Source organism: Nocardia sp. TBRC8007, from assembly GCF_056629435.1.
Genome location: NZ_JBWSOR010000004.1, coordinates 83,342 through 108,864, shown reverse-complemented (window position 1 = coordinate 108,864; position 25,523 = coordinate 83,342). Strand labels below are relative to the sequence as shown.

The 25,523-nt window shown below is 64.5% G+C and carries 24 protein-coding genes; 16 read left to right on the top strand and 8 right to left on the bottom strand.

Annotated features, from left to right (window positions below):
* Positions 1 to 88: 88 nt before the first annotated feature.
* On the bottom strand, positions 89 to 427 hold the full coding sequence (locus ACX4ZE_RS06275) for a hypothetical protein (protein WP_480272348.1): 339 nt from the start codon (positions 425 to 427) through the stop codon (positions 89 to 91).
* A 389-nt stretch (positions 428 to 816) separates the two neighbouring features.
* Here ACX4ZE_RS06275 and ACX4ZE_RS06270 point away from each other — a divergent pair, with 389 nt between their 5' ends.
* From ACX4ZE_RS06270 to ACX4ZE_RS06245, 6 genes are all read left to right on the top strand, one after another.
* Complete coding sequence (locus tag ACX4ZE_RS06270; protein ID WP_480272347.1) at positions 817 to 993, top strand: hypothetical protein; 177 nt, start codon at positions 817 to 819, stop codon at positions 991 to 993.
* A gap of 196 nt (positions 994 to 1,189) precedes the next feature.
* Complete coding sequence (locus ACX4ZE_RS06265) at positions 1,190 to 1,957, top strand: deoxyribonuclease IV (RefSeq protein ID WP_480272346.1); 768 nt, start codon at positions 1,190 to 1,192, stop codon at positions 1,955 to 1,957.
* Between the two features lie 152 nt (positions 1,958 to 2,109).
* The gene (locus tag ACX4ZE_RS06260) at positions 2,110 to 3,327 is read left to right on the top strand and encodes a CaiB/BaiF CoA transferase family protein (RefSeq protein WP_480272345.1); all 1,218 of its coding nucleotides are present in this window, start codon (positions 2,110 to 2,112) and stop codon (positions 3,325 to 3,327) included.
* Positions 3,328 to 3,532: 205 nt separating this feature from the next.
* On the top strand, positions 3,533 to 4,483 hold the full coding sequence (locus tag ACX4ZE_RS06255; protein ID WP_480272537.1) for a beta/alpha barrel domain-containing protein: 951 nt from the start codon (positions 3,533 to 3,535) through the stop codon (positions 4,481 to 4,483).
* A gap of 73 nt (positions 4,484 to 4,556) precedes the next feature.
* Entirely contained in the window at positions 4,557 to 5,333 is a 777-nt protein-coding gene (locus ACX4ZE_RS06250; protein WP_480272344.1) for an ABC transporter ATP-binding protein, read from the top strand.
* A gap of 34 nt (positions 5,334 to 5,367) precedes the next feature.
* Complete coding sequence (locus ACX4ZE_RS06245) at positions 5,368 to 7,896, top strand: ABC transporter permease (RefSeq protein WP_480272343.1); 2,529 nt, start codon at positions 5,368 to 5,370, stop codon at positions 7,894 to 7,896.
* Positions 7,897 to 8,401: 505 nt separating this feature from the next.
* Here ACX4ZE_RS06245 and ACX4ZE_RS06240 read toward each other — a convergent pair.
* Positions 8,402 to 8,950 carry a DUF5682 family protein gene (locus ACX4ZE_RS06240; RefSeq protein ID WP_480272536.1) on the bottom strand — a complete coding sequence of 183 codons (549 nt, stop codon included), beginning with the start codon at positions 8,948 to 8,950 and terminating at the stop codon, positions 8,402 to 8,404.
* Positions 8,951 to 9,203: 253 nt separating this feature from the next.
* On the opposite strand from ACX4ZE_RS06240, the gene ACX4ZE_RS06235 reads away from it, so the two are divergent.
* The 5 genes from ACX4ZE_RS06235 to ACX4ZE_RS06215 all read left to right on the top strand — a co-directional run bounded on the left by ACX4ZE_RS06235 (position 9,204) and on the right by ACX4ZE_RS06215 (position 13,117).
* Entirely contained in the window at positions 9,204 to 9,368 is a 165-nt protein-coding gene (locus ACX4ZE_RS06235) for a hypothetical protein (protein ID WP_480272342.1), read from the top strand.
* A gap of 102 nt (positions 9,369 to 9,470) precedes the next feature.
* Complete coding sequence (locus ACX4ZE_RS06230) at positions 9,471 to 11,915, top strand: AAA family ATPase (protein WP_480272341.1); 2,445 nt, start codon at positions 9,471 to 9,473, stop codon at positions 11,913 to 11,915.
* Between the two features lie 94 nt (positions 11,916 to 12,009).
* Entirely contained in the window at positions 12,010 to 12,390 is a 381-nt protein-coding gene (locus ACX4ZE_RS06225) for a hypothetical protein (protein ID WP_480272340.1), read from the top strand.
* Positions 12,391 to 12,496: 106 nt separating this feature from the next.
* A complete protein-coding gene (locus ACX4ZE_RS06220) occupies positions 12,497 to 12,823 on the top strand; it encodes a YchJ family protein (protein WP_480272339.1) in 327 nt (108 codons plus the stop codon).
* 18 nt (positions 12,824 to 12,841) lie between these two features.
* Positions 12,842 to 13,117 carry an Rdx family protein gene (locus ACX4ZE_RS06215; protein WP_480272338.1) on the top strand — a complete coding sequence of 92 codons (276 nt, stop codon included), beginning with the start codon at positions 12,842 to 12,844 and terminating at the stop codon, positions 13,115 to 13,117.
* 22 nt (positions 13,118 to 13,139) lie between these two features.
* Here the strand turns inward: ACX4ZE_RS06215 and ACX4ZE_RS06210 are convergent, their stop codons facing one another.
* The 4 genes from ACX4ZE_RS06210 to rfbD form a co-directional block, all read right to left on the bottom strand.
* Positions 13,140 to 13,367 (bottom strand): FmdB family zinc ribbon protein, encoded by a 228-nt coding sequence (locus tag ACX4ZE_RS06210; protein WP_480272337.1) that lies wholly within the window; start codon positions 13,365 to 13,367, stop codon positions 13,140 to 13,142.
* 59 nt (positions 13,368 to 13,426) lie between these two features.
* The gene (gene manB / locus ACX4ZE_RS06205; protein WP_480272336.1) at positions 13,427 to 14,506 is read right to left on the bottom strand and encodes a mannose-1-phosphate guanylyltransferase; all 1,080 of its coding nucleotides are present in this window, start codon (positions 14,504 to 14,506) and stop codon (positions 13,427 to 13,429) included.
* A gap of 45 nt (positions 14,507 to 14,551) precedes the next feature.
* On the bottom strand, positions 14,552 to 15,454 hold the full coding sequence (locus ACX4ZE_RS06200; RefSeq protein ID WP_480272535.1) for a glycosyltransferase family 2 protein: 903 nt from the start codon (positions 15,452 to 15,454) through the stop codon (positions 14,552 to 14,554).
* Between the two features lie 89 nt (positions 15,455 to 15,543).
* Positions 15,544 to 16,422 (bottom strand): dTDP-4-dehydrorhamnose reductase, encoded by an 879-nt coding sequence (rfbD, locus tag ACX4ZE_RS06195; protein ID WP_480272335.1) that lies wholly within the window; start codon positions 16,420 to 16,422, stop codon positions 15,544 to 15,546.
* Positions 16,423 to 16,723: 301 nt separating this feature from the next.
* On the opposite strand from rfbD, the gene ACX4ZE_RS06190 reads away from it, so the two are divergent.
* The 3 genes from ACX4ZE_RS06190 to ACX4ZE_RS06180 all read left to right on the top strand — a co-directional run bounded on the left by ACX4ZE_RS06190 (position 16,724) and on the right by ACX4ZE_RS06180 (position 20,234).
* On the top strand, positions 16,724 to 18,085 hold the full coding sequence (locus ACX4ZE_RS06190; protein WP_480272534.1) for an LCP family protein: 1,362 nt from the start codon (positions 16,724 to 16,726) through the stop codon (positions 18,083 to 18,085).
* Positions 18,086 to 18,088: 3 nt separating this feature from the next.
* Positions 18,089 to 18,811, top strand: coding sequence for a TIGR03089 family protein (locus ACX4ZE_RS06185; protein ID WP_480272334.1), 723 nt, complete (start codon positions 18,089 to 18,091; stop codon positions 18,809 to 18,811).
* A gap of 103 nt (positions 18,812 to 18,914) precedes the next feature.
* Positions 18,915 to 20,234 (top strand): cytochrome P450, encoded by a 1,320-nt coding sequence (locus ACX4ZE_RS06180; RefSeq protein ID WP_480272333.1) that lies wholly within the window; start codon positions 18,915 to 18,917, stop codon positions 20,232 to 20,234.
* Here ACX4ZE_RS06180 and ACX4ZE_RS06175 read toward each other — a convergent pair whose 3' ends face one another.
* Positions 20,235 to 20,930, bottom strand: coding sequence for a response regulator (locus tag ACX4ZE_RS06175; RefSeq protein ID WP_480272332.1), 696 nt, complete (start codon positions 20,928 to 20,930; stop codon positions 20,235 to 20,237).
* Positions 20,927 to 22,507: a sensor histidine kinase gene (locus ACX4ZE_RS06170; protein ID WP_480272331.1), complete on the bottom strand. Its 1,581-nt coding sequence runs from the start codon at positions 22,505 to 22,507 to the stop codon at positions 20,927 to 20,929. The genes ACX4ZE_RS06175 and ACX4ZE_RS06170 overlap by 4 nt, the downstream gene beginning before the upstream one ends.
* A 121-nt stretch (positions 22,508 to 22,628) precedes the next feature.
* Here ACX4ZE_RS06170 and ACX4ZE_RS06165 point away from each other — a divergent pair, with 121 nt between their 5' ends.
* Both ACX4ZE_RS06165 and ACX4ZE_RS06160 read left to right on the top strand, forming a co-directional pair.
* Positions 22,629 to 23,993, top strand: coding sequence for a cation:dicarboxylate symporter family transporter (locus ACX4ZE_RS06165; protein ID WP_480272330.1), 1,365 nt, complete (start codon positions 22,629 to 22,631; stop codon positions 23,991 to 23,993).
* A gap of 9 nt (positions 23,994 to 24,002) precedes the next feature.
* The gene (locus ACX4ZE_RS06160) at positions 24,003 to 25,514 is read left to right on the top strand and encodes a phytoene desaturase family protein (protein ID WP_480272329.1); all 1,512 of its coding nucleotides are present in this window, start codon (positions 24,003 to 24,005) and stop codon (positions 25,512 to 25,514) included.
* The last annotated feature ends 9 nt before the right edge of the window (positions 25,515 to 25,523 follow it).

Genomic DNA, 25,523 nt, shown 5'->3' with positions numbered 1-25,523 from the left:
CCTCGTGCACCACCACAGCCCTCTTCCTGTCACCTCGTTCGGCGCCACACCGCCTGCCGTTCGCGCAGGAGACCGGAGTTCCGGTCTATCAGATGAGGGAGTTCAGTGAAGTGTCTTCAGATGGAAACGGCATGGAGGGCTCGGCGGATATCGGTGTAGTAGTGATAAAGCCCTCGAACGGCGCTGGGGGCTGCCGGTAGGGTGCGATCCTCCAGGAAGGTGAGGGCGGGATGATCACCGGGGATGTGCCGAGCGGGGGAGTGCTCACGCGAATGGCCGGGTCTGCGGGCTGACCTGTTTCCAGCGGTGGCGGTGGGACATAGGTGTCGTGCTGGCCTACCCCGTATGCGCCGAGCACGACGAGTCCGATGGAAACCGCTCCTGCTGCGATCGCAGGCCCGGCGATCTTGGCCTTGCTGCTGTCCATCGGGGGTACTCCTGGTGTGTCGCGCGTGTCCAACCATACTCGCGGCCGGGGTGGACGCAGGAGCCGAGTGGTCGCTGAGGCGCGCAAGATATCTAAAATGCCAGTGAATCAGATATCGAATTGATCTCTTGGTGTGTCGTGGGTTCGTGTCGCTGTTCTCCAGCGCCCAGGGGCCGTAGCGTATGTGCGCGAAGTTACGTGTGAGACGCCTGTGTCAAAATGCGAGACACGTTGCGTGAGAACGTGACAGTGGTTCCCTGATCGGCGTCATCGAGGAGTAGATGGTGGGTGTTTACTCGACAGTGTCGCAGCGGGAGTCGCCCCAGACCGTGGAAGACGCGGTAGGGGCAACCGCGCGACAACCGACATCGAACCAACGGACACTCACGATGTCCGCGCTCGTGTCACGGACGCTGGGTTGGCCGATCTTCATCGGCGGGCTCACCGGGGCTGTTCTCGGTATCGCCGGACTGAACGTGGAGAGCACCGTCGCCAGTCTCATTCTCGCGTGCACGGCGGGTTTGGTCCTGCTCAAACTCCGTACGGGGGGTGGCGAAGCCGACTGAGATCACTGGTCGGTCCGATCCGGGAGGCGGGCATCCTCCGCGCTGATCGACTCCGCGTCAGGGTGGGCAAGGGACGGCAGTGACACCGGGGGTGATGCTACGGACCGGGAGTGGAGACCAGGCCGATGTTCTTCCTGGACATCGAGTCCGCCGAGGCGGTCGGTTGCTGTCGGAGCCACTCAATAGGCTGACCCGCATGCGTATTGGAGCACACGTCCGGCTCGACGGCGATCCGATCGGTTTCGGTGAGAAATTGGGCGCCGATGTCATCCAGATGTTCGTTGTCGACCCTCAGAGCTGGGACAAACCCGTCCCGCACCCCCGGACCGCGGAGATCCTCGCGAGTCCGATCGAGGTCGTGGTGCACTCTTCCTATCAGATCAATGTAGCGAGCCTGAACAACCGGTTGCGCATACCTTCGCGTAACGCGGTGGCACAGCAGGCTCGAGCGGCCGCTGAGCTCGGTGCGTTCGGTCTGGTGGTGCACGGTGGACACGTGCGCTCCGACAGCGAGTTGACCACAGGAATCGACAACTGGCGCAAACTGTTCGAGCGCCAGCAGGACAAAGGTGGTTTCGCGGTACCGATCCTGATCGAGAACACCGCAGGCGGCAACCACGCTATGGCCAGGCATTTCGATTCCATCGCCAGACTATGGGACGCGGTCGGCGACTACGGGGCGGGTTTCTGCCTGGACACCTGCCACGCGTGGGCGGGCGGGGAGGATCTGGTCGGTGTCGTGGACCGGGTCAAGGCGATTACCGGCCGGATCGACCTGGTGCACCTGAACTCCTCGCGCGACGCCTTCGATTCCGGCGCCGACCGGCACGCCAATTTCGCCAACGGCACCATCGATCCGCATTTGCTCGCCGAGGTGTGCACGACGGCGTGCGCGCCGGTAATCCTGGAAACCCCGGTCGACGGTCTCGCGGACGATCTAGCTTATCTGCGTGAGCTGTGTTGATCGACAGCACCTGCGGCGCTGCGCATTCGTAAGATTCGAACCCGGTAGTGGGGCGGTTCGGCTTCGGTTGCGCTGCTGCGATCGCGCCACACGGTTGGTCGAGTGGTGTATCCGCGCTGTGGCCGGCGGGCGGCATGGTCCACACTGGTGGCATGAGCATTCGGCCGTTGGACGGTGTGCGAGTTCTGGAACTCGGCAATTACATCGCCGCGCCGACCGCTGGGCGTATCCTCGGTGACTTCGGTGCCGAAGTGATCAAGGTCGAACGCCCAGGGGTAGGTGACGAGTTGCGCAAATGGCGACTCTACGGTGGCGATACCTCGATGCTCTACCGGACGATCAATCGCAACAAGAAGTCGATCACGCTGAATCTGCGTACCGAGGCAGGTCGCAGCGTTGTGTTGGACCTGATCCGGCACTGCGATGTGTTGCTGGAGAATTTCCGGCCAGGAACGCTGGAGAACTGGGGTTTGGGCGCGGAGCGGTTGAACGAGGTGAACCCGGAACTGGTGATCACCAGAATCTCCGGTTATGGGCAGACCGGGCCGTTGGCGGCGCAGCCCGGATTCGCCGCGGTGGCCGAAGCGATCGGTGGCCTGCGTGAGCTGGTCGGCGACCCCGATCGTCCGCCGGTGCGCACCGGTGTCTCGATCGGTGACTCGATCGCCGGTATCTACGCCGCGTTCGGGACCGTGATGGCGTTGTTTCAGCGGGAACGTCGCAGCGGCGAGCAGCAGATCCCCTTATCGGAACGTGTGATCGATGTGGCGCTCAACGAGACGGTTCTGTCGGTGATGGAGTCGCTGGTACCGGACTACCTCGCCTACGGCATCCAACGCGAACGAGTGGGTGGCCGAATGGAGGGCATCGCGCCGAGCAATGCCTACCTGTGCGCCGATGGAACCAGCGTCATCATCGGCGGTAACGGCGATGCGATCTTCCAGCGCTATATGACGGTCATCGACCGCCCGGATCTTGCCGCCGATCCGGAGCTCCAGGACAATGCGGGCCGTTGGCGTCAGCGCGAGCGGCTCGACTCGGCTATCGGCGAGTGGACGATCCGGCACACCCGTGCCGAGGCACTGAAACTTTTGGAAGCCGCAGCCATTCCATGTGGTCCGATATATACGGCGGCGGATATCGTGGCTGACGAACAGTATCGGTCCCGCAATATGATCCAGCCCTTCACCGTGGATGTCGGTGCACCGGAACCGAAGACGGTAGGCTTTCCTGGCATTGTTCCCGTGCTCGGTGAGCAGTCCTTGCCTATCCGCACTATCGGTCCCGATCTGGGCGAGCACACCCGCGAGGTGCTGTCCGGCTTGCTCGGCATGAGTGAAGCCGCTATCAACGCGCTGGAGGCGCCATGAGCACGCGACCGGACCGCAGGTGTCCTCCGGGGTGTGGCGCACGGGAACCGCGCGTGTCGGGCAGCCGCAGGCCCGCCGTGCAGCCGAATCCGACCGGGGCGGGTGCCAAGCCATGGGGCGGTGTGATGTGTGGCCGACGTCCGGTGGGTGGAGTGACATGGCAGAGGACATGACCGGACAGGCGATGAACACGGCAGGACAGGTGATGCGCTCGCCGGTGTTGCGTGATGTCACCTTGCGTGACGGGCTGCAGTTGACCGGAAAATTGCTGCCGGTGCAGCGCAAGGTGGATATTGTGCGCAGACTGCTCGCGCTCGGCGTGCCCGCGCTGGAGATCGGTTCGATGGCGCGCCCGGATCTGGTCGCACCTATGGCGAACACTATGGAGCTGATCGCCGCGCTCACGCCAGATGAACTGCGTCGATGCTGGGTGTGGGTAGCTACGCCGCGGCATGTGGCGAAGGCCGCCGCGGCGGGAGTGCGCAACTTTCAATACTGCTTCTCGGTCTCGGACGCGCACAACCAGGCGAATATCGGGCGTGACACCGAGGACAGCGTCTCCGCTATGCCGGAGGCGGTGCGATTGGCCCGCGAGGTGGACGGCTCGATCCAGCTCTGCCTGGCGACAGCATTCAGCTGCCCTTTCGACGGACCGGTGGATCGCAAGCGGGTGCTCGCTATCGCTTGCGATCCGCGCACCGAGGGGGCGGATGACATCGTGCTCGCCGACACTCTCGGACAGGCGGATCCGGGACAGGTGAGCTGGCTGGTCACCGCAGTGCGAGAGCAGACTCCGCGGCGGCGCATCGTGTTCCACGGGCACGATACCTGGGGGATGGGGGTGGCCAATACTCTCGCCGCTGTTGCGGCGGGCGCGCAGATGGTCGACGGTGCGCTCGGCGGGCTCGGTGGCTGCCCGTTCGCGCCAGGTGCGAGCGGTAACACCGCTTCCGAGGATATTTTGTTCGCGACTAGGCCCGCATGGTTCACCCCGGCGACACTGGCCGCGCTGGTGGCGCTGTCAGAGGATTTACTCGCCGAACTCGGCGAGCCCAACCGCTCTCGTGCCGCAGAGGGCGCTCGATCGAAGGCCTCGGCCTTCCCCTGGGCGGTCGGAGTCGAGTCCAACGATCAGAGACCCAAGCCAAGCCCGTAGACCCCAGGCCAGCCCGGCGATTCAGGGGTATTCCCGATGGCGTGGGGGCGTGAAGGCGGTAAGACTATACGGCATGACTTCGCAAGCTTTGAGCGCCGACACCTCGGGTACCGCGCTTTCCACCGATGCCGCAGCTCGCGCCATCGAACTGACGAAGCTTTATGGATCGGGCGATACCCAGGTCAGAGCACTGGATGGCATATCGGTCGCCTTCGAGAAGGGAGAATTCACCGCGATCATGGGCCCGTCCGGCTCGGGAAAATCGACTCTGATGCATTGTCTGGCCGGCCTCGACAGCGCCGATACGGGCACCGTCTGTATCGGCGACACCGACCTCACCACTTTGTCCGACAAGAAGATGACACGGCTGCGCCGGGACCGGATCGGCTTTGTCTTCCAAGCGTTCAATCTGGTGCCGACGCTCACGGCGTTGGAGAACATCACGTTGCCGCTGGATATCGCCGGGCGCAAATCTGATCAAGACTGGTTGGACATCGTGATCGATCGGCTCGGATTGTCTGATCGGCTCACGCACCGTCCCAGCGAATTGTCCGGGGGGCAGCAGCAACGGGTGGCTTGTGCGCGGGCGCTGGCGGGCAAGCCGGAGATCATTTTCGGTGACGAGCCGACCGGCAACTTGGACTCACGGGCCTCGGAGGAGGTGTTATCGATTCTGCGTGCCGCGGTGGACGAGTTCGGTCAGACAGTTGTCATCGTCACGCATGAGCCGCACGCGGCCGGCTTCGCCGACCGGGTGGTGTTTCTGGCCGACGGGCGCATCGTGGACGAGCTGCGCGATCCGACTGCCGATACCGTGCTGGACCGGATGAAAGCGCTGGAGCAGGCATGATCGGGCAGTCAGCGGAGCAAAGGGGGCGGGTGTGATGGCAAGCAATCCGATGCGTAAGGTCGCGCTGCGCAATCTCGCCGCGCATAAGGTCCGGCTCGTCCTGACCGTGCTTTCTGTCGTGCTCGGCACCGCTTTCATCGCAGGCTCGTTCGTATTCACCGATACGCTACAACGTACTTTCGACGGGATCTTCGCCAATGAGGCCGAGGGCGTCGATGTCAGGATCAGTCCGAAAGATCGCCAAGCCCAAGGTGTGCCGAACAACATCGTGGACGAGCTCGCGAAGTACCCCGGTGTGGGCCGGGTAGCGCCAAGCGTGAACGGACAGGTGGTGCTGCTCGATCCGAAGGGCGAGAAAGCTGTGCAGACCGGCGGCGCGCCTACTATCGGCAGGTCCTACCTGCCGCCGGAACGAGCTGTCGAGAAGCCGGAACGGTTTGTGCAGGGCGTTCCGCCTACCCGTCCCGGTGAGATCGCGCTCAATACCGGCGGGGCCGAGCGGGCTGGGCTGCGGGTCGGCGACCGGACCAAGATCCTGATCCCGTCGCAATCCGAGCCCATCGACGTCACGCTCACCGGGATCTACGAGCTCCCCGCGGAAACCGGTGGCTTCATCAGCGTGCTGTTCGAAGACACGCAGGCGCGCAAATTGTTCACCGACGGCTCGCACGTCGCCTACGTCGACCTCACGGCCACCGGCATCTCGGGCGATGAACTACGGGACAACCTGGCCGAGGACTTGCCCGGCTACAAGGTGCAGAACGGCAAGCAGGTGCGCGACGACCTGCAGAAACAGGTTGGCGACGCGCTGAACTTCATCAACTACTTCCTGCTCGCGTTCGGCGCTATCGCATTGATCGTCGGCACGTTCATCATCTACAACACCTTCTCGATGATCGTCGCGCAGCGCTTACGTGAGCTGGCGCTGCTGCGCGCGGTCGGTGCGAGTCGTCAGCAGATCGGCCGGTCGGTGGTAAGCGAAGCGCTCGTTATCGGGGTGATCGGCAGCACGATCGGCCTCGCGGGTGGTGTCGGGTTGGCGTTCGGGCTGTCCGCAGTGCTGAATGCTTTCGATCTCGGGTTGCCGACCGGTTCGATGGCGGTGCGGCCGCGCACCATCGTGGTCGGTTTGCTTGTCGGACTCGTGGTGACCTTGATCAGCGCCTACGCGCCTGCGCGTCGCGCTGCGCGGATCCCACCGGTGCAGGCTATGCGGGAGGAGTTCGCGACTGTGAGCGAGTCGCTGCGGGTGCGCACGATGCTCGGGGCAGTGCTCGCGGTGCTCGGTATCGGGTGTGTCGTGTTGGGGGCACAACGCTCTGGCGGCACGGCGGCCGCCACAGTTGGGATCGGCGCGCTCGGGCTGATCTTCGCGGTACTGCTCACCGCGCCCGCGCTGTCGCGGCCATTGGTAGCCGTACTCGGGGTGTTGGTGCGCCCATTCGGGCCGATCGGCCGCATGGCGCGCAACAATGCCGCACGTAATCCTCGTCGTACTGCCGCGACCGCATTCGCGCTGACCCTGGGTCTGATGCTGGTATCGGCGATCAGCATGCTGGGTACGTCGGCGAAAGCCAGCGTCGGTGTGCTGGTGGACAAGGGGGTGCGAGCCGATTATGTGCTGGCGGGGCCGCAATTTCTCGGGGTGCCGTTCGGCGCGGCCGAAGCGGTCCGCACCACGGTGCCCGAAGTGGCCGAGGCGGTCGGTATCCGCGCCGCAGGTTTCGAGATCGGCGCTGACCAGGTGTTCGCCACCTCGGCGGACGGGTCGCTGGCCGATGTGCTGAACCTCGAGATCGTCCGAGGTAGTAGCACTCTCGGCGATCGAGATGTGCTGGTATCCGAGGACGAGGCCGACGAACGGGGGTGGAAGGTCGGCGACCAGGTGACTCCGGCGAGTTTGGACGGCAAGAAGATTCCGCTCACAGTGGCAGGCATATATCAGAAGAACCCGCTGATCGGGCCCATGATGGTGTCGCAAGTGGTGTACAACGAAGTGGTGCCGCTCAACTTTCGCACTGATTTCCTAGTGTTGATCAAGGCGAAGTCGGGTGCGAACCTCACCGAGATGCGTGCCGATTTGGAGCGGGCGACCGAGAAGTTCGTGGTGGTGCAGGTACAGGACCGCGAGGAGTTCAAGGGCGCGCAAGGTGCGCAGATCAATACCCTGCTCGCCATCCTCTACGGCCTGCTCGCCCTGGCGGTGGTGATCGCGATCCTGGGCATTGTGAACACACTCGCGCTTTCAGTGGTGGAGCGCCGTCGGGAGATCGGCATGCTGCGCGCGGTCGGCATGCAGCGCCCCCAGGTGCGCCGGACGATCTATCTGGAGTCGATGCTGATCGCGGTATTCGGCGCGGTCGTGGGCTTGGTGCTCGGCCTAGGGCTCGGTATCGGCTTTTTGCGTACCCTGCGTGATTTCGGGCTCGATCAGATCGACGTCCCGTGGACTCAGCTGATGTTGGTTCTGATCGGTTCGGCGGTTGTCGGGGTGCTCGCCGCACTCTGGCCCGCGGTGCGTGCGGCACGTACCCCACCGCTCGCCGCCATCGCGGACCTTTGACGGGACTTGTGCGGCGTATAACCATTGTGCGCCGCACGGCCCGCGACCTTGCGCCACACGGCCCGCGACCTATTGCCAAGGTCCGGTGTCGGCTGCCCTGATCATGGCGCGCAGCGCAGGTACTGATAGCGATCACTACCGATTGAGGCGCTTCGATTGCTATGATGTTGCTGTTTTGTTCGCCGTACTGCAGTCCTTGGCGGTCCGCGGTGTGTCCACCGCGAAAGGGCGTGTGGGGTCCTGTTCCCGGGAGCCCGCCTGATCAGCCGTTGAGATCGTCGTACACGCCAGGCGGCGATCACGGGAACAGCGCTCGGCCCCGCGTACTATCGCAAGACTGTCCTATTCGCTAGCTCGAAGAAGGAGTTGTCATGGAGCCGACGATCATCCTGAACACTCTGGCGTTGCTGGCTGTACAGGTCTTCTCCCTGATCCAGGAAGTCACCGGCTTCTAGGCCGACCGAGACACAGTCACCGGCCCCTGCGGCCTCGGCCCTGTTCGTGATCATGGTGAGAATTTCATCTTGTGGCTGGGCACTATCCGGTCGAAGAAGGCCGGGTCGGTGATTGCGATGACGAGACGCAGGCGGAGCCGAGAGCCCTTCCAGCGGTTCCGGTTCCGCCTTCCCGATCGCGAAATAGATGGCGAACCTGCGGAACAGCTGGTTATCGCTGTTCTGGTTCGGTGAGTTCCCATGCGCGAGCAGACCGTATCACTCTTAAGCACCGCAGCCGGTGCAATAGACGCGGCCGCGCGTGGTTCTGCTTCCAACGGCACGGTCGGCGCCTGTTCCGGGACCGTGCCGAGCGCCTCGCCGACGATGAGTCCGCGCACCAACAACTGCAGCATTGTCTCATCGCCGTCGCATACCACTGATCTGGCTGCCTCGGTGATCTCCGGCAGATCGTCCAGCGGGTGTCCGCGCGGCGAGGCGAGCGTATCGGCGAGCCGGACGGCTTCGATGATGTGCGTGCTGGAGACGGGCAGATCTTGGGTGCGCAGCACACTGGCGACCTTGGTCAGCCACCGCGCGATCGGCTGCTCGGTCGCGATGAACAGTTAGCCCGGTGCGGGGACTCCCACCCCGTAGCCGGAGGCCGCGGACAGCTGGGAATGCGTCCATGGCACTCAGGTGAGCCGTGCTTTGATCTTTGGAAGTCCTTTGAGCAGCCGGGTGTTTCGCGCGGCTGGGTCGAGTCGTACCGCAGCGCAACGACAAACGCCGCAATCGATAGATACGACGCAATCAGAAGAAGGTGTGGCTGGAGGTTCGTTCCTCGAGCAGCCAGAAATTGCGTGTTTCGAAATGCTCTGGCATCCTGTCCTGTTCGGCTCGACCGAGCCATCCAGGATGGGTGTTGACATCATCGGGCTGCCCGCTGGGGTGGTACGAGGGGTGGACATCGGGCGTGGCGTACGTGTTTCGATGGCCATTTCCATCCCTGCGGGCAGATTCGCGCTGGTGCGGTGACGGTCCCCGGCGTGATCGGGTAGCGTTTCGCGCAGCTTCGGTATGGGTGCTGCGCGCCAGGTCGGAGCGCGTGTAGCTGCTCGATGGTGGAGGATTTCTCGCATGCGCCAGGACCCCGATGCCGCCGAAGCCGGTACTTCCGTGGAGCCGGAGCCTCGGCTGTCGGAGGTGGTGGCCCGGCGTCTCGTCGAGGACCCGGCAATGCCGCCTTCAGTTGCGCGTACTGTGCGGCGAGCTCTCGGTACCGTCGAATCCGGTCCCGCGACAAAGTTTTTCGACTATTCGGGGATCTACCTGCGCGCTGTTCGAGTGCGTGGATTCCGGGGTATCGGACCGGAGGCGACATTGCGCCTGACGCCAGGACCGGGTCTGACCCTGGTCGTCGGTCGTAACGGCAGCGGCAAATCCAGCTTTGCCGAGGCTGCCGAATTAGCGTTGACCGGTGGAAACCGTCGCTGGGATGGCCGTTCGGCAGCTTGGCGGGAAGGCTGGCGCAATCTGCATGACGGCGTGGCCGCGCGTATCGAACTCGAGCTGCTGACTTCGGGTGAAACCCCTGAGCTGATCATCGCCAAAGAATGGACCGCCGATGCGGATCTGTCCGGCGCGCACTGGACCCAGCGGCATCCACCTGCTTTGCCAACGGAATTCGATATGCGACGGTGGGCGGCTGAGTTGGAACTCTACCGTCCCTTCCTGTCCTACAGTGAACTCGGTGCGTTGGTCGACGGCAAGCCGAGTGACCTCTTCGACGCGTTGCACCAACTACTCGGACTCGATGAGTTGACCGTGGCGCAGGAGCGAATCCGCATGCGCCGATTGGAGCTGGAACGTGCCGTCCGGAACTCGCGGCAGGAACGACTGGAGCTCCTCGAGTCGCTCGACGAGGTAGCTGATGACCGGGCAGTGCGCGTGGCTGGTCTGTTGCGTCCGGCTCAGCCGGATCTCGCCGCAGTGGGTCGTGCGGTGTTCGGCACAGTGGGCGACCCGGCCGGAGTGGATGGCCTGCGGGCCATTGTGCGGCTCGCGGTGCCTGTGGACACAGAGGTGGAGGCAGTCGCGGCCCGGTTGGAGGCCTGCGGAGCGGCCATCACCAGCGGTGCCACCACCGACGCAGCGGCCGATCTGCGGGTGTTGGAGCTCTTGCACGCGGCACGGGCGCATCAGGAGGCGAGCGGGAGTTGTCCGTGCCCGGTCTGTGGCTGTGGCGTACTCGACATGGCATGGGCCCGCGACACCGACTCGGTCATCGAGCAGCTCGCAGCACGTGTCGTCACGCTTACCGCTGCGCGCAGGGAACTCGACGATGCGGTGCGGGATGCGCGGTCGCTTGCTGCGCTCGTACCAGGGGAGCTGGATTTCGATCCGCGTAATCCCCCGTCGGTCGACCCCACCTCGGTGCGTGCGGCTTGGGCCGACTGGGCTGCGTTGATCACCGCCGACTACACCCAAGACTTGCCGGACCGGCTGCGTGGTGCGCATGCGCGGTTGGTCGACGAGCTCGAGCTGCTGCAACAGAGCACCCGTAAGGAACTCGACCGCCTGGACGAGGTATGGACGCCGTTGGTCGCGCGGATCGTGCAATGGTTGAAAGACGCGCGCGAAGTCGCCGCGCACGCGGCCGAACTGCGTACGGTGAGGAAGGCCGAGGACTGGCTGAAGGCGGCGTCCGCGAGTCTGCGTGGCGAGCGCATGACCCCGCTGGAGACGACTGCCCGCTGGGTATGGCGTACTTTGCGGCAGCAAAGCAATGTCGAGCTGGGTGCAATCCGCCTGCAGGGCAACGCGGGTACCGCGCGCCGTGTGCTGCTCGACGTGACGGTGGACGAGGTGGACGGCGCCGCGTTGGGGGTGATGAGCCAGGGAGAGTTGCACGCGCTCGGGCTTTCACTGTTCCTGCCGCGGGCTACTGTGCGGGAAAGCCCCTTTCGTTTCGTCATGATCGATGATCCGGTACAGGCGATGGACCCGGCCAAGGTGGACGGCTTGGCGCAGGTGTTGGCCATGGTCGCCATGACCAGGCAGGTAGTGGTTTTCACGCATGACGAGCGGCTCGCCGAGGCGGTGCGGCGTATGCAGCTCGACGCGACGGTATTAGAAGTGCAACGCCGTGACCGTTCAGCGGTTGAGGTGCGAGTGTCCAGCGATCCGATCCGCCGCTACCTCGACGACGCCAGGGCACTGGTGCGTACCCCGCAGCTGCCCGCGGCGATCGCTGATGAGTTGGTGGCCACCTGCTGTCGTTCCGCGGTGGAGGCGGCCAGTTTGGCCAGGGCTAGACGTATGTTGCTGGCCGCTGGCATGAACCATAGCGAAGTGGAACGTCATGTGGATGCTGCGCATTCGACCAGGGCGAAGGTGGCATTGGCGGTGTTCGGTGTCGGTAGCAAGGTCGACGATCTGAACAAGAATCTCCTTGCGCGAGAAGGGCGATGGGTAGTAGAGGCATTACGCGACGCTACGGCAGGTGCGCACGTACCGATCAGGCGCGATATGCGTGAGTTGATCAGTGAGACCGAGAAATTCGTTGCATGGCTGGCCCAGTGACGGGCCGATGAGCAGGCGGCACAGACATGCTCCGGGCAGCCCCGCTGCCCGGAATGGGCCGCGCGGGCCGAGGAATGGCGCACGCAGGCGGCGCGTGCGCAGACCTTCGGTGGCCGAGCGGTTGGAAACTGCTGAGCTGTTGCTCGGTGGGTCGGTGAGCGTTGCAGGTGGGTTGTGGTCGCGGGCTACGGCGTGGATTCTGCGGATCGCCTTGGAACAGTCCGTCGACGAACTGTGGCTGCGCGCGGCACCGGCGCTGGCCCGCTGTCCGATGCGGGCTCAGCTGATCGCGTTACGAGCCTTCGTGGGGCCGGACGTGGCGGCACGGGTGGCGGTGCTGTGGGCGACGCTGTCACGCGCCGCCCACCATCATGACTACGAGCTTGCGCCGAGCGTCACCGATCTGCGGCGTTGGTGTGAACAGACCTTGGCTCTCGCTATGGAACTGGAGGCTGTCGACGTGCACCGTGGATGACCCAAGCGGTCGTGCCGGGTAGCCCGGCGGCAAGATCGACGTTATGGACACATCGCACAGATGCCCGTGCGGCCACGGTGAGGCATTCGATAACTGTTGTGCTCTAGTGCTGCGTGGTGAGCGCACTGCCGCGACTGCCGAAGCGTTGATGCGTTCACGCTATACCGCGTTCGTGGTGGGCGACACCGACTATCTGCTGCGTTCCTGGCATTCGCGGACGCGTCCGAGTGCGCTGGCACTGGATCCACTGCGCCATTGGTTGTCGCTGGAAATCAACCGCACCGAACGCGGTGGATTGTTCGACGACACCGGCACTGTGGAGTTCGTCGCGCACTATCGGAACGTGACAGGCCGTGGCGCACTACATGAGATCAGCAGATTCGTCCGATCCGATGGTGCTTGGGTCTATCTGGATGGTACCCATCCCACCTGACCGGTAGCGTCAGCGGACATGGCACGCGTCGCGATCGAGTACTGCACCCAATGCCGCTGGCTGTTGCGCGCGAGCTGGATGGCGCAGGAATTGCTCAGCACTTTCGCTACCGATCTGGGTGAAGTAGCGCTCGTCCCTGGTTCGGGCGGGATATTCCGGATCACCGTCGACGACGAACAGATCTGGGAACGCAAGGCTGATGGCGGATTCCCCGACATCGCGCTGCTCAAGCAGCGAGTGCGCGATCGGGTCGCGCCTGAACGCTCCTTGGGCCATACCGATCGGCGTGACTGACGCCCGCGCCGGTGGAGTGCGGTCAGCCGCAGCAGCCGCCACCACCGCAGCAGCCGCCGCCCGCTGGTGGCGCTATCTGGCTCGGCGTGGGCGCGCTGCCGCCCTTGGTGACAGCGGCGAAGGTGGTGAGCAACTTGACCGTGTCTTCGTGTCCATGGGGGCAGATCGCTGGTGCCGATGATTCCGCCATCGGACGGATCGACTCGAACGTGTCGTCGCAGCTGCGGCACCGATAGCTGTAACTCGGCATGCGGCCAGTGTACGGTCTGTGTCTCAGGGATGGGCACCTTCTCGCTGGAACCGCCGGCTTCAGATGTCAGTGGAGAAACGGATACCGCCGTCGGGAATCTGTACGCCTGGCCAGACCCTGGCGCCGCGCAGGAGTTCGCACCGTGCGCCGATGACGGCGCCGTCGCCGATGACGCCGTCCCGGACGAGCGCGCGTGGGCCGATGCGCGCGCCGAACCCGATGATGGTGCGCTCAACGGTGGCGCCTGCCTCGATCACGGCGCCGTCGAAAACGACCGCGCCGTCCAGTCGTGCTCCTGCGCCGATTTCGGCACCGCGGCCGACCACGGTGCCGCCGATGAGTACCGCGCCTGGGGCGACGCCCGCGCCGGGGTGAACCAGCGATTCGCCCCGCTGTCCGGGGAGCGCGGGGGAGGGAGCGATGCCGCGGACCAGATCCGCGGAGCCGCGGACGAAGTCTTCAGGGGTACCCATGTCGCGCCAGTAGGAGATGTCGACATATCCCTGGATGTGGGCGCCTTCGGCTAGCAGGGCGGGGAACACTTCCCGTTCCACGGAGACCGGACGACCGGACGGGATCTTCTCGATGTACTCGCGACGGAAGACATAGCACCCGGCGTTGATCTGATCGGTCGGCGGGTCCTGGGTCTTTTCCAGGAACGCGGTGACCCGGCCGTTCTCATCGGTCGGCACGCAGCCGAACGCACGCGGGTCCCCGACCCGCACCAGGTGCAGCGTCACATCGGCGTGGGTCGACTCGTGGGTATCGAGCACCGCGCCGAGGTCGGTGCCGCCGAGTACATCTCCGTTGAAGACCAGCACGGTGTCCGATCGCAGCTTGGGCAGCACATTACGGATGCCGCCGCCGGTACCGAGCGGCTCGGTCTCGGTGACGTACTCGAGCTCCAGCCCGAGTTCGGAGCCGTCACCGAAGTGTTCTTCGAACACCTCGGCCTTGAACGAGGTGCCGAGTACCACGTGGGTGATCCCGGCTTCGGCGATGCGGGCGAGCAGATGGGTCAGGAACGGTGATCCGGCAGTCGGCAACATGGGCTTCGGTGCCGAGAGAGTCAGCGGGCGCAGTCGAGTGCCCTGGCCACCGACCAGGATCACGGCATCGGTACCTGCGTTTCCTGCCATCACGCTCCCCTGTCCACAACATTGTCTCTCGCTCGCGACGGCCGGCTATCCGGCGTCACGCGCCTGTCGGCGCAAGGCAGATCGAACCGCAACCTTCGAGCGCACCGCAAGTCCGGCCCGTAGTACCAGCCGCAGGGGTGCCTGCCACCAGTGCGGATGTCGATCGGCTTGGAAGCGGTAGGCACTGGCATGGTGGGCGGGCAGCATCGTCTCGGGCCTGCGGCCTGCCGCGTGCCCCTTGGCGTGGGTGACCTCGGCGTCAGGCACGAACACATTGTGCCAGCCTGCCTTGCCCATGCGGTCGCCGAAGTCCACATCCTCCATATACATGAAGTACCGCGAGTCGAAGCCATCGATCGAATCGAATGCCGCGCGACGCACCAGCAGGCATGATCCGGATAGCCAGCCGACCGCCCGCTCCGAGATCTCCTCGTTCTCCTGCCGGTACCGGCGGGTCCAGGGATTGGACTTCCATATCGTGCCCAGGAGCGCGTGGCCGGCGCCATCCAGTAGCCCTGGTACGCGGCGGGCCGAGGGGTATACGCTGCCGTCCGGCTCCAGCACCAGGGGACCGAGCGCTCCAGCCCTCGGCCAGCGCTGCGCAGCGGCGAGCAGCGTGTCGATAGAGTCGGTGCCCCAGCGGATGTCCGGATTGGCGATCACGATGAACTCGACTTCCGGATCGATCTCCGCGACTGCTCGGTTGATCGCGCCGCCGTAGCCGATATTGCCGCCAGTGCGCAGTAGCCGTACGTGGGTGTCGGCCTCGGCGACCAGTTCGGGCACGCCGTCCGCCGAGCCATTGTCGGCGAGAATCACCTGAGGTTTCGCCGCGGTCGCCTCGGCGAGGGTCGCGATGAAGCGCTCCAAGTGCTTACCAGGCGAATAGGTCACCGTGACGACGGCGAAGCCGGCGGACGCAACGGAATCGGGATCGGAATCGCTCACGGTGTGGCCTTGCTGCTGCTCGGCCTCCCCATGAGCGAAAGCTGCTGTATCAAGGGTTCGCTCGCTGCGCTCACTCACGTCTGCCAACCCTAGCCGGACCGTCGTGCCAGCGCGTCCCCCAGTGCCGTGCGCCAATTGCGCAGGGGGGTCAGTTCGGCTTCTTCCCAGGCCCGCGGCGACAGCACTGAATACGCCGGGCGCTGTGCGGGTCTGGGGAACGTGGTCGAGCTGCACGGGTGGATCCGGCCTGGGTCGGCGCCGACCTCGATGAAAGCCGCACGTGCGAGCTCGAACCGACTGGCCTGTCCGGCATTGGCGGCATGCAGCAACCGCGGCGCATCAGGTTGTCCGGCTAATTCCACTAGCGCGGTGGCCAAGTCGGCGGCATATGTGGGTGAGCCGACCTCGTCATCGACCACATCGATGGTGTCGCGCTCTCCTGCCAGGCGCAATATCTTCGCAATGAAATCGCTACCGTACCCCGTGTATACCCACGCGGTACGGACCACATGGGCGTCCGGACAGCGGGCGAGCACCTCTTGTTCGCCCGCCAGCTTGGATTTTCCGTAGATGGAGACCGGTCCGGTCGGATCGGTCGTGTCATACGGTCGATCGTGCGTACCGTGAGTACCAGGGAAGACATAATCTGTGGACAGATGGATCAGTCTGGCACCGAGGTCGGCGCAGGCCTCGGCAAGTACGGCCGGTCCGGTCGCGTTACCCGCGTAGGCTGCCTCGATCTCGGTTTCGGCCCGGTCGACGGCGGTGAAGGCGGCGCAATTCAGCACCACATCGCCGGGTGCGAGGACCGAGCGCACAGCGGCGGGGTCGGTGATGTCGAGTTCGGCGTGCCCGTAGCCGCGGGCAGTCGGAACCAGACGCAGCAGTTCCCGGCCTACCTGTCCGTGCGCCCCGGTGACGACGAGGTGGGCGGATGCAAAAAGTTCGGGTGCGGTGGGGTCGGTCACGGCGCAAGTGTGGCACGTCGCTGTTCTCCCGCTCGAGATTGTTCGCGTTACCTGTTCGCTGCCTGGGCGTGCCAGGTGGATCAGCACGATCGGCCGTGCGGGAACCGTAGGTGGTGGAGCAGTAGGGCATGCGTCGTCAAGACGTCTTCAGGACATTGATTTTCGGCGAGAGGAGGCAGAATTGTCGCAGCGGAGAGGCACATCAGTGTCGGCGTGGCGAACCGGGTCCAGCGCACAGTGGCCCGGACCGTTGCGTTCGTTCGTCGCGGCTGTGGCGATCTTGGTGCTCGTGTTCACCGGTATGGCTTGGCGCAGCGTCGATGCGCTGGTCTCCAGTATCGAGCGCATCGGCGACCTGGATCTCGGTGGCGGGCGTGATGGCGCGGTCGACATCCTGTTGGTGGGGGTGGACAGCCGGACCGACGCGCATGGCAACCCGTTGTCGGATGCGGAGCGGGCCATGCTGCACGCAGGCGATGAGGTCGGTACCAATACCGACACCATTGTATTGCTACGTGTGCCGAACGACGGACGCTCCGCTACCGCAATCTCGATTCCGCGCGATTCCTACGTCAGTATCCCCGGTATCGGCATGGGCAAGATCAACTCTGCCTTCGGCGCGACCAAAGAGACCCAGCGGTTGAAGATGCTCGACCAGGGAGTCGCGCGCACCGACGCGGAGCGACAATCCACCCAGGCGGGAAGACGGGCGCTGATCAAGACCGTGGCCGACCTCACCGGTATCACCGTCGATCATTACGCTGAGGTGAGTCTGCTCGGTTTCGTGTTGCTCACCGAAGCGGTCGGTGGAGTCGAGGTCTGCTTGAACCGGCCCGTCGAGGAATGGATGTCCGGCGCTGATTTCCCGGCAGGCCGCCAGCGGTTGGACGGACCGCGAGCATTGAGTTTCATCCGCCAGCGCCACGGCCTGCCACGCGGCGACATCGATCGCATCGTGCGCCAGCAGGTGTTCATGGCACAGTTGGTGCAGCAGATGCTCAGCACGAAGACGCTGAGCGATCCGGCCAAGTTACGGCAGCTCAGCGATGCGGTGGGACGAGCGGTCGTGCTCGACGAGGGCTGGGATGTGCTGGCGTTCCTGCAACAGTTGAAGGATCTTTCCGCCGGGCAGGTGACATTCGAGACCATCCCGGTCGCCGATCTCAACGGCTCGACCAGTAGCGGGGAATCGGTGGTCGAGGTCGACGTCAGTTCGGTCGAGAATTTCATCGCTGCTCTGGTAGGCGACGGTGAGTCCGCGCGGATCGCCGATCCTGCGACGGTGACCGTTAGCGTATACAACGCCAGCGGCGTCGGCGGGCTCGCGGCTGAAGTGGCCCGAATGCTGAGTGCCGAGGGGTTCCGTCGTGGCGAGGTGGCCAACTACACCGGACAGCGTGTCACGAGCAGTCGGGTGCTCGCCGCGGATACCGTAGGCCCCTCGGCTCGGGCGGTGGCCGAGACGCTCGGTGGGTTGCCGATCCTGGCAGATCCGGCGTTGTCGCCGGATACGGTGAGCGCCGTGCTGACAAGCGACTATTCTGGTCCGGGCTCAGCGGCAGGTCGAGTGTTCGGCTCTTCCGCCTCAGCGAGCTCGGCGACACCTGTCCCACCCGCCCCACCGATCTATGCAGGCCAGAATGGACCGAAATGCGTGAACTGAACCATGCGTAACTTCGACCAGGAACACACACTCACCGAAGCGGTACTCGATCCGATCCTCGCCAGGGAGCCCGCAGGTCCGCGTGTCACCTATTACGACGACGCCACTGGCGCAAGGATCGAACTGTCCGGCCTGACGCTGGCGAACTGGGCAGCCAAGACCGCCAATCTGTTTCGTGACGAGTTCGGCCTGAGCCCTGGAGCGCGGGTCGCTGTGCTGCTACCCGCGCATTGGCAGACCGCCGCGGTGCTGCTCGGCTGCTGGTGGGCGGGGACCGAGGTGGTCTTGCATCCCGATCAGGACGCCGACGTGCACTTGGCTACTGTCGACAGGCTGGACGAGATCGAGGGAGTCGGCGAAATCGTGGCATTGTCGCTGGACGCCATGGGGGGGCCGGTACGGGACTTGCCGGTGGGCATCACTGATTTCGCCACGTCGGTACGGATGCACGGCGATCACTTCCTGCCGCGCGGCACCGGTGCGGCGCTGGCGGGCATGCCGGTCGCCACTGTGCTCGCCGAGGCAAGGAAATCGGCTGTGCGCCAAGGCATCAGTGTGGGCGATCGAGTGTTGTCCAGCACGTCGTGGGACACTCCCGACGAGTTGATCGACGGATATCTCGCAGTACTGACTCCAGGAGCTTCGCTGGTACAGGTGGCTAATCCTGATCCAGTGCTGTGTGATCGGCACATCACTTCCGAGCGGGTGACTGTGCGACGCGGCTGAGCCGGATCCTACCTGGGTAGGAGAAACGAATCCGACCAGAGGGCATTCCACAGATCGGTGAAGTTCCGTACCGTGGAGGCATCGCGCTACGACGGGGTCAACGATGAAGACACGTTATTGGTTTCACTGGTTGTTGACGCAGGGGGCGCCTGGCTTGCTCTTACGTACCCAGGCCCGCCGCGGCGATCCGTTCGCCGAGTTGATGGGCGGGCCCCTCGGCTGCATGGCGCCCTACCCTTTGATCGAGCAGTTGCGTGGGAAGGCCGACCTGCTGCGTACCCCGATCGCGTGGGCGACTTTCGACTACGAACTGTGTCGCGCCATCTTGCGCGACAACCGTTTCGGTGTGCGCACTATCGTGCGCACTATCGATGGTTTCAATACGCCCGAACCACTCCGGCGACTCGTTGGGCGGTTCCCGCTCCCGCCGAATCCGGTCGATCCGCCGTCGATGCTGGTGCTCGATCCGCCGGAACATACGCTGATGCGCAAACCGGTCGCCTCGGCGTTCACTCCGCGCGCCATCCGCAGGTTGCGCGATCGCGTCGAGACGGTCACCGAGGAACTGCTGAGTGCGCTACCTGTGGGCGGTTCGACCGAGCTGATCCAATCTTTCGCTGCTCAGATGCCGATCGCGATCATCTCGCAGATGTTGGGGTTCCCGGACGAGGACACTCCGATGTTCCTCGAATGGGGTGATCGGATGACGCGATTGCTGGATATCGGTGTTCCATGGCGACCGTACCGCACGGCGCTGCTGTCCATGGAGGCGATGGACGCATACCTCGACCGGCATATCGAACGGCTACGCCGTGAACCGGGTGAGGACATCCTCAGTAGTCTGATCACCTCGGGCGAGCTGGACTCCTACGAGCTCAAAGCCACCGCAAGCCTGCTCATGGGCGCGGGTTTCGAGACGACGGTCAACCTGATCGGCAACGGCGTCGGCCAGTTGCTGGCGCATCCAGACCAGTTGGCGCGGTTGCGCGCCGAGCCGCAGCTGTGGCCCAACGCGATCGAGGAGATCTTGCGTTTCGACTCTCCGGTGCAGGCCACCGCGCGAACTGCGTTGACCGACGTGGAGATCGGCGGCACCAGGATACGCAAAGGCAGCACGGTAGTGCTGTCGCTGGCCGGCGCCAATCGTGATCCCGCGGTATTCACCGACCCGTTGCGCTTCGATGTCGAGCGCGGCAACGCCAAGGACCATCTGTCCTTCAGCAGCGGTGTGCACTCGTGTCTGGGTGCTAGTCTGGCCAGGATGGAGGGCAGCTATGCGTTGCAGGCCCTGTTCGAGCGGTTCCCTGGCTTGCGTCTGGACGGCCCATTCCAGCGGCGCGTGCTATACACCCTGCGCGGTTACCAGCGGATGCCGGTCCGGCTGGGTTCCGAGACGCCCGTGTTGCAACAAGTAGCGGTCTGATCAGCCGGTCAGCGTGCTCTTCCAGAGATAGCGGGTCTTCGGCCTGCCCGCTCCGCCGTAATCCGAGCGCCGGATGAGCAGGCCGTCTTCGGCGAGTTTCTCCAGGTAACGCCATGCGGTGATCCGGGAGACCCCGATCGATGTCGCGGTATCGGCAGCAGTGACGCCAGTGCACTGCGCGGTGCGTACTGTGCGGGCGATCGTGTCGAGGGTTTGCGGCACAAATCCTTTTGGGGTCGCGGTGCGCTGGTCGGGGGTACGCAGTGCGCTCAGTGCCCGGTCGATATCGTGCTGAGACACTGCGGTCTCGCCCTGCGGGAGTGCCGTGTGGAACTCGCGGTATCGATCCAGCTTGTCGCGAAACGCGGCGAAAGTGAACGGTTTCAACAGATACAGCATGACGCCCTGCGATACAGCAGCGCGCACCATGGTGAGGCCACGTGCGGAAGTGATCGCGATGATGTCCGGTCGTGGCGTCAGGCCTGACAGCGAGGCGGCGAGCTCGAGGCCGCTCATGTCCGGCAGGCCGATATCCAGCAGTACCAGGTCGACAGGGGTGTTCTCGGTCGCCGCGCGTATCGCCGCGCATCCGGTATGAGCCACACCGATAGTAGTGAATCCCTCGATTCGCTCCAGGTAGGCACGGTGCGCCTCGGCGATCAGTGGTTCGTCCTCGACGATTAATACTCGAATCATGGTGTGCCCTTCTGCGGAATCGTCACGGTCACCGTGCTTTCAGGGTCCTGTCGGGTATGGATAGTTCCGCCGTGGCGGGTCACCAGACGATGGACCAATGCGAGACCGAGTCCTTGATGCTCGGCTTTGGTGGAATAGCCGCGCTGGATCGCGCGGGTGAACGCCTCCTGCGACATACCGGGCCCGCTGTCGGCGATTCGGGCGAGCAGCACCGGGGCTCCGCGTGCGGTCTCGACGCTCGCTTGTTGATGTCGCAGGGTGACTTCCACCCAACCGGAGGAGTTGTTCGACGCCGCGTCGATCGCGTTATCGATCAGATTGCCGACCAGCGTTACGGTTTCCCGTGTGGACAGCGGAGCTACCGAGTCGAGTGCGGTGTCGTCGGTGATCGTCAGCTCGATACCGCGTTCAGCCGCTTGATTCACTTTGCCCAGGAGCAAGGCGGCAAGCGCGGGCACGCCTACTGCGGCGAAGAGCCGATCGATCAGCGCTTGGGACAGCTGGAGTTCGGCGATGGCGAATTCGACGGCTTCTTGGACTCGGCCCAATTCGACCATGGTGATGACGGTGTGTAGTCGGTTCGCGGACTCGTGCGCCTGTGCTTGTAGTGACTCAGCGAAGCTGCGTACCGAATCGAGTTCACCCAGCACTGCCTGCAATTCGGTATGGTCGCGAATCGTCATCACTGTGCCGATCGGTCGGCCGGCACGTACCACGGTGTCCTGATTGACCAGCAGGATGCGATCGTTGGTCACATGCATCTCGTCGCGGACGGTGTTTGTGCTCCTCCGTTGCAATGACGGCGGAAGATCGTCGTGCTGGACTGGGCCAGGGGGAAGATCGAGCAGGCGGCGTGCCTCGTCGTTGACCACTTCGGCGGTGGTACCAGTTGATCCGAACACCACCAGTCCTTCCTGGATCGAGTGCAGCACGGCGTCGTGGTGCTCGTACATCGCGCGCAGCTCGTCGGGCGCCAGGCCGTGGGTCTGTCGCCGCAGCCTGCGACTCAGCAGAAACGAACCCACGGTCGCCAGCAGCAGTCCCGCGGCCGCGGCGCCGAGGATCGGCGGAAACTCGGCGGCGACTCGATCGCTGACCTTCGCGCCGGTCACTCCCGCAGAGACCAAGGCGATGGTTTTCCCATCGGCATGGACCGGAGTGACCGCTCGGATGGAGGGACCGAGGGGGCCGGTATAGGTCTCGGTGAACGTCTCGCCGGCCAAAGCGCGATCGATAGTGCCCCGGAACGGCAGTCCGATCAGTGCGGGATCGGTGTGCGTATAGCGGGTCCGATCCGGTGCCATGATCACGATGAAGTCCATGCCGGTCGCATGCCGGATCCGTTCGGTCATCGGCTGCAGCACGGCCGAGGGGTCAGCGCTGCGGATCGCTTCTATGGTGGAGGGCGCTTGGGCCACGCTCACCGCGACGTCGATGACCTCGTTGGTGGTGGCGCGGTCACTGTCGTGCTTGGCGTTCAAGACTGCCAGCAGCACACCGATCACAACCATCACCACCAGCACAGCCAAGTGAAGGGCGAATGCCTGCGTGGCGAGGGAGAGTCGCTGCTTTCTCACAAACTCTTCCTTCGCTGAACGTTATGCAACAAACAGTGACTGGGATCACCCCGGCCGCACATCATTCTGCCTGAGAAACATGCGACAGCCCACTCCGATATTTTCGAAGGGAATCCTAAATATGAGTGACTCGACCAGCGTGCGGCGTGACCGCACGCATTGGCTCTACCTGGCTGTCCTTGTGGCAGTATTCGCTGGCATCCTGGTCGGCTGGCTGGCACCTGGCATCGGGCAGGGGCTCGGCTCGCTCGGGACCATCTTCGTCTCCTTGATCAAGATGATGATCGCGCCCGTCATCTTTTGCACCATCGTGCTCGGGATCGGCTCGGTGCGTGCCGCGGCCACGGTCGGCAAGGTCGGCAGTATGGCCGTGGGTTATTTCATGGTCATGTCGACCATTGCGCTCGGGATCGGCCTGCTTGTCGGCAACTTGCTACACCCGGGTACCGGTCTGCACATCACCACATCCGCCACAGCCGGTCGCGATCTGGCAGCCACGGCGCACAGTGCGGGTGGCACCTGGAGCTTCATCCAGCACATCGTCCCCTCGACGTTGCTGTCTTCGCTCACCACAGGCAACGTCCTGCAAGCGCTGTTCATCGCGCTGGTGACCGGTTTCGCGGTACAGGCCATGGGGTCGGCGGGCGAGCCGATCGTGCGCGGCGTGGCACTGATACAGAAACTCGTATTCCGGATTTTGGCGATGATCCTGTGGCTGGCGCCGATCGGGGCGTTCGGTGCGATTGCGAATGTGGTCGGCACGACCGGCCTGAGAGCGGTGGTGGAATTGGGCGCGCTGATGTTCGCGTTCTATCTGACCTGCCTGGTGTTCGTCTTCGGCGTGCTCGGCGTGCTGCTGTGGATAGTCGCGCAGGTGTCGATCCTCAAGCTGGTCCGCTACTTGGCGCGGGAATACCTGCTGATCGTCGCGACTTCGTCCTCGGAATCAGCGTTGCCTCGACTGATCGCCAAGATGGACCACCTAGGGGTGGCGCGCACCACGGTGGGTGTTGTCGTGCCGACCGGGTATTCCTTCAACCTGGACGGTACCGCCATCTATCTGACCATGGCGTCGTTGTTCATCGCCGATGCGATGGGCCAGCCGCTGGCCTTGGGTGAACAGTTCAGCCTGCTGCTGTTCATGATCATCGCGTCCAAGGGAGCAGCGGGCGTCACCGGCGCGGGATTGGCCACCTTGGCGGGCGGGTTGCAGAGTCACCGGCCTCAATTGCTCGACGGCGTCGGTCTGATCGTCGGTATCGATCGCTTCATGTCGGAGGCTAGAGCGTTGACCAACTTCTCCGGCAATGCGGTGGCGACGATGCTGGTCGGCGTCTGGACCAAGACCATCGATATGGACCGGGCGCGCGACGTGCTCGATCGTAAGCTGCCTTTCGACGAGCGGACCATGGTCGACGACCACGAGACCCAGACGCCGTCCGCGCCGAGCAGTCCACAACCGGCGGTGCGTCGATCGGGTCGGTAGCGTAGGAGTATGGCTGATGTGGTGGTGGTCGGTTCCGGACCGAACGGGCTCACTGCCGCGGTGATTCTGGCCAGGGCGGGGTTGGCTGTAGAAGTCTACGAGGCCGAGCCGACGGCTGGGGGTGGGTCACGTACAGCCGAACTGACTTTGCCGGGATACCGGCACGATGTATGCGCGGGCGCGCACCCGATGGCGGCGGCATCACCTGTTTTTCGCGCGTTCGACTTGGCCGCGCACGGTGTCGAGCTGCTGGCGCCGCAAATGTCCTATGCCCATCCGCTGGATGGCGGTGACGCGGGACTGGCTTGGCGGGATCTGAACCGCACGGTCGAGGGCCTCGGCCGCGACGGCCCGGTCTGGCGTGCGCTGTTCGAACCGCTGGTGCGGCACTGGCCGGACGTGGTCGAGGTCGCGATGTCGGATCTGCGCCGTCTGCCTTCCGGGGCGGTGACCGCGATCCGATTCGGGTTGCGCACCTGCGAGCAGGGCTCGCCGCTGTGGGACGTCAGGTTTCGCGAACAGCGTGCACCCGCTCTGCTGACCGGTATCGCCGCCCACGCGATCGTCTCACCGCGTACGCTCACAGCCGCGGGCGCTGGGCTGCTGCTCGGCACGCTCGCCCATGCCGGTGGCTGGGTCATACCGAGAGGCGGGAGCCAGGCGATTCCCGACGCGCTGATCGCCGAACTGGAGCGCCTCGGTGGCCGAGTGCACACCGGGCACCGGGTCGACTCGCTGGACGAGTTCACTACCGCCCGCGCCGTCCTGCTCGACCTGGCTCCCGCTGAACTGCTTCGCATCGCCGAGCACCGATTGCCCACACGTTATGTGCGGCGACTGCGGCGTTTTCAGTATGGCGGTGCGGTATGCAAGGTCGATTTCGCGCTCTCCGAACCGGTGCCGTGGCAGGCTGATGGGTGCGCGGCGGCCGGAACCGTGCATGTGATCGGCACCCGCGCCGAAGCCATGGCGGCCGAACACGCCGTCGCCGCAGGACAACACGCTATACGACCTTATGTGCTGGCCATCCAGCCTGGTGTGGTCGACTCCACGCGCGCGCCGGCGGGCAGTCACACCTTCTACACCTACGCCCACGTGCCGAACGGCTCCACTCGCGACGTCAGTACGGACGTGGTTGCCCAAGTGGAGCGCTTCGCGCCGGGTTTCCGCGACGTGATCGTAGCCGCCAATGTCTATACGGCGGCCGAAATGCCCACGCACAATGCCAACTACCTCGGTGGCGACATCGCCGCAGGTGCGATGACCCTGCGCCAGTTCGCCTTCCGTCCCATCGCACGCTGGAATCCCTATGCCACTCCGATTCCCGGTGTCTACCTGTGCTCTTCGGCTACCCCGCCAGGTCCCGGTGTGCATGGTATGTGTGGCTTGCACGCGGCTCGCCATGCCTTGCGCGACCGCTTCGCCATCACCGCTGATCCGTTCGATCTTCTGCGTTCGGCTGCGCCGAAGCGCTTCGCAAGGGCCGCGACGCCGGCCTCGCGTGACACCGTCCTTGCGTGAACGGCGGGA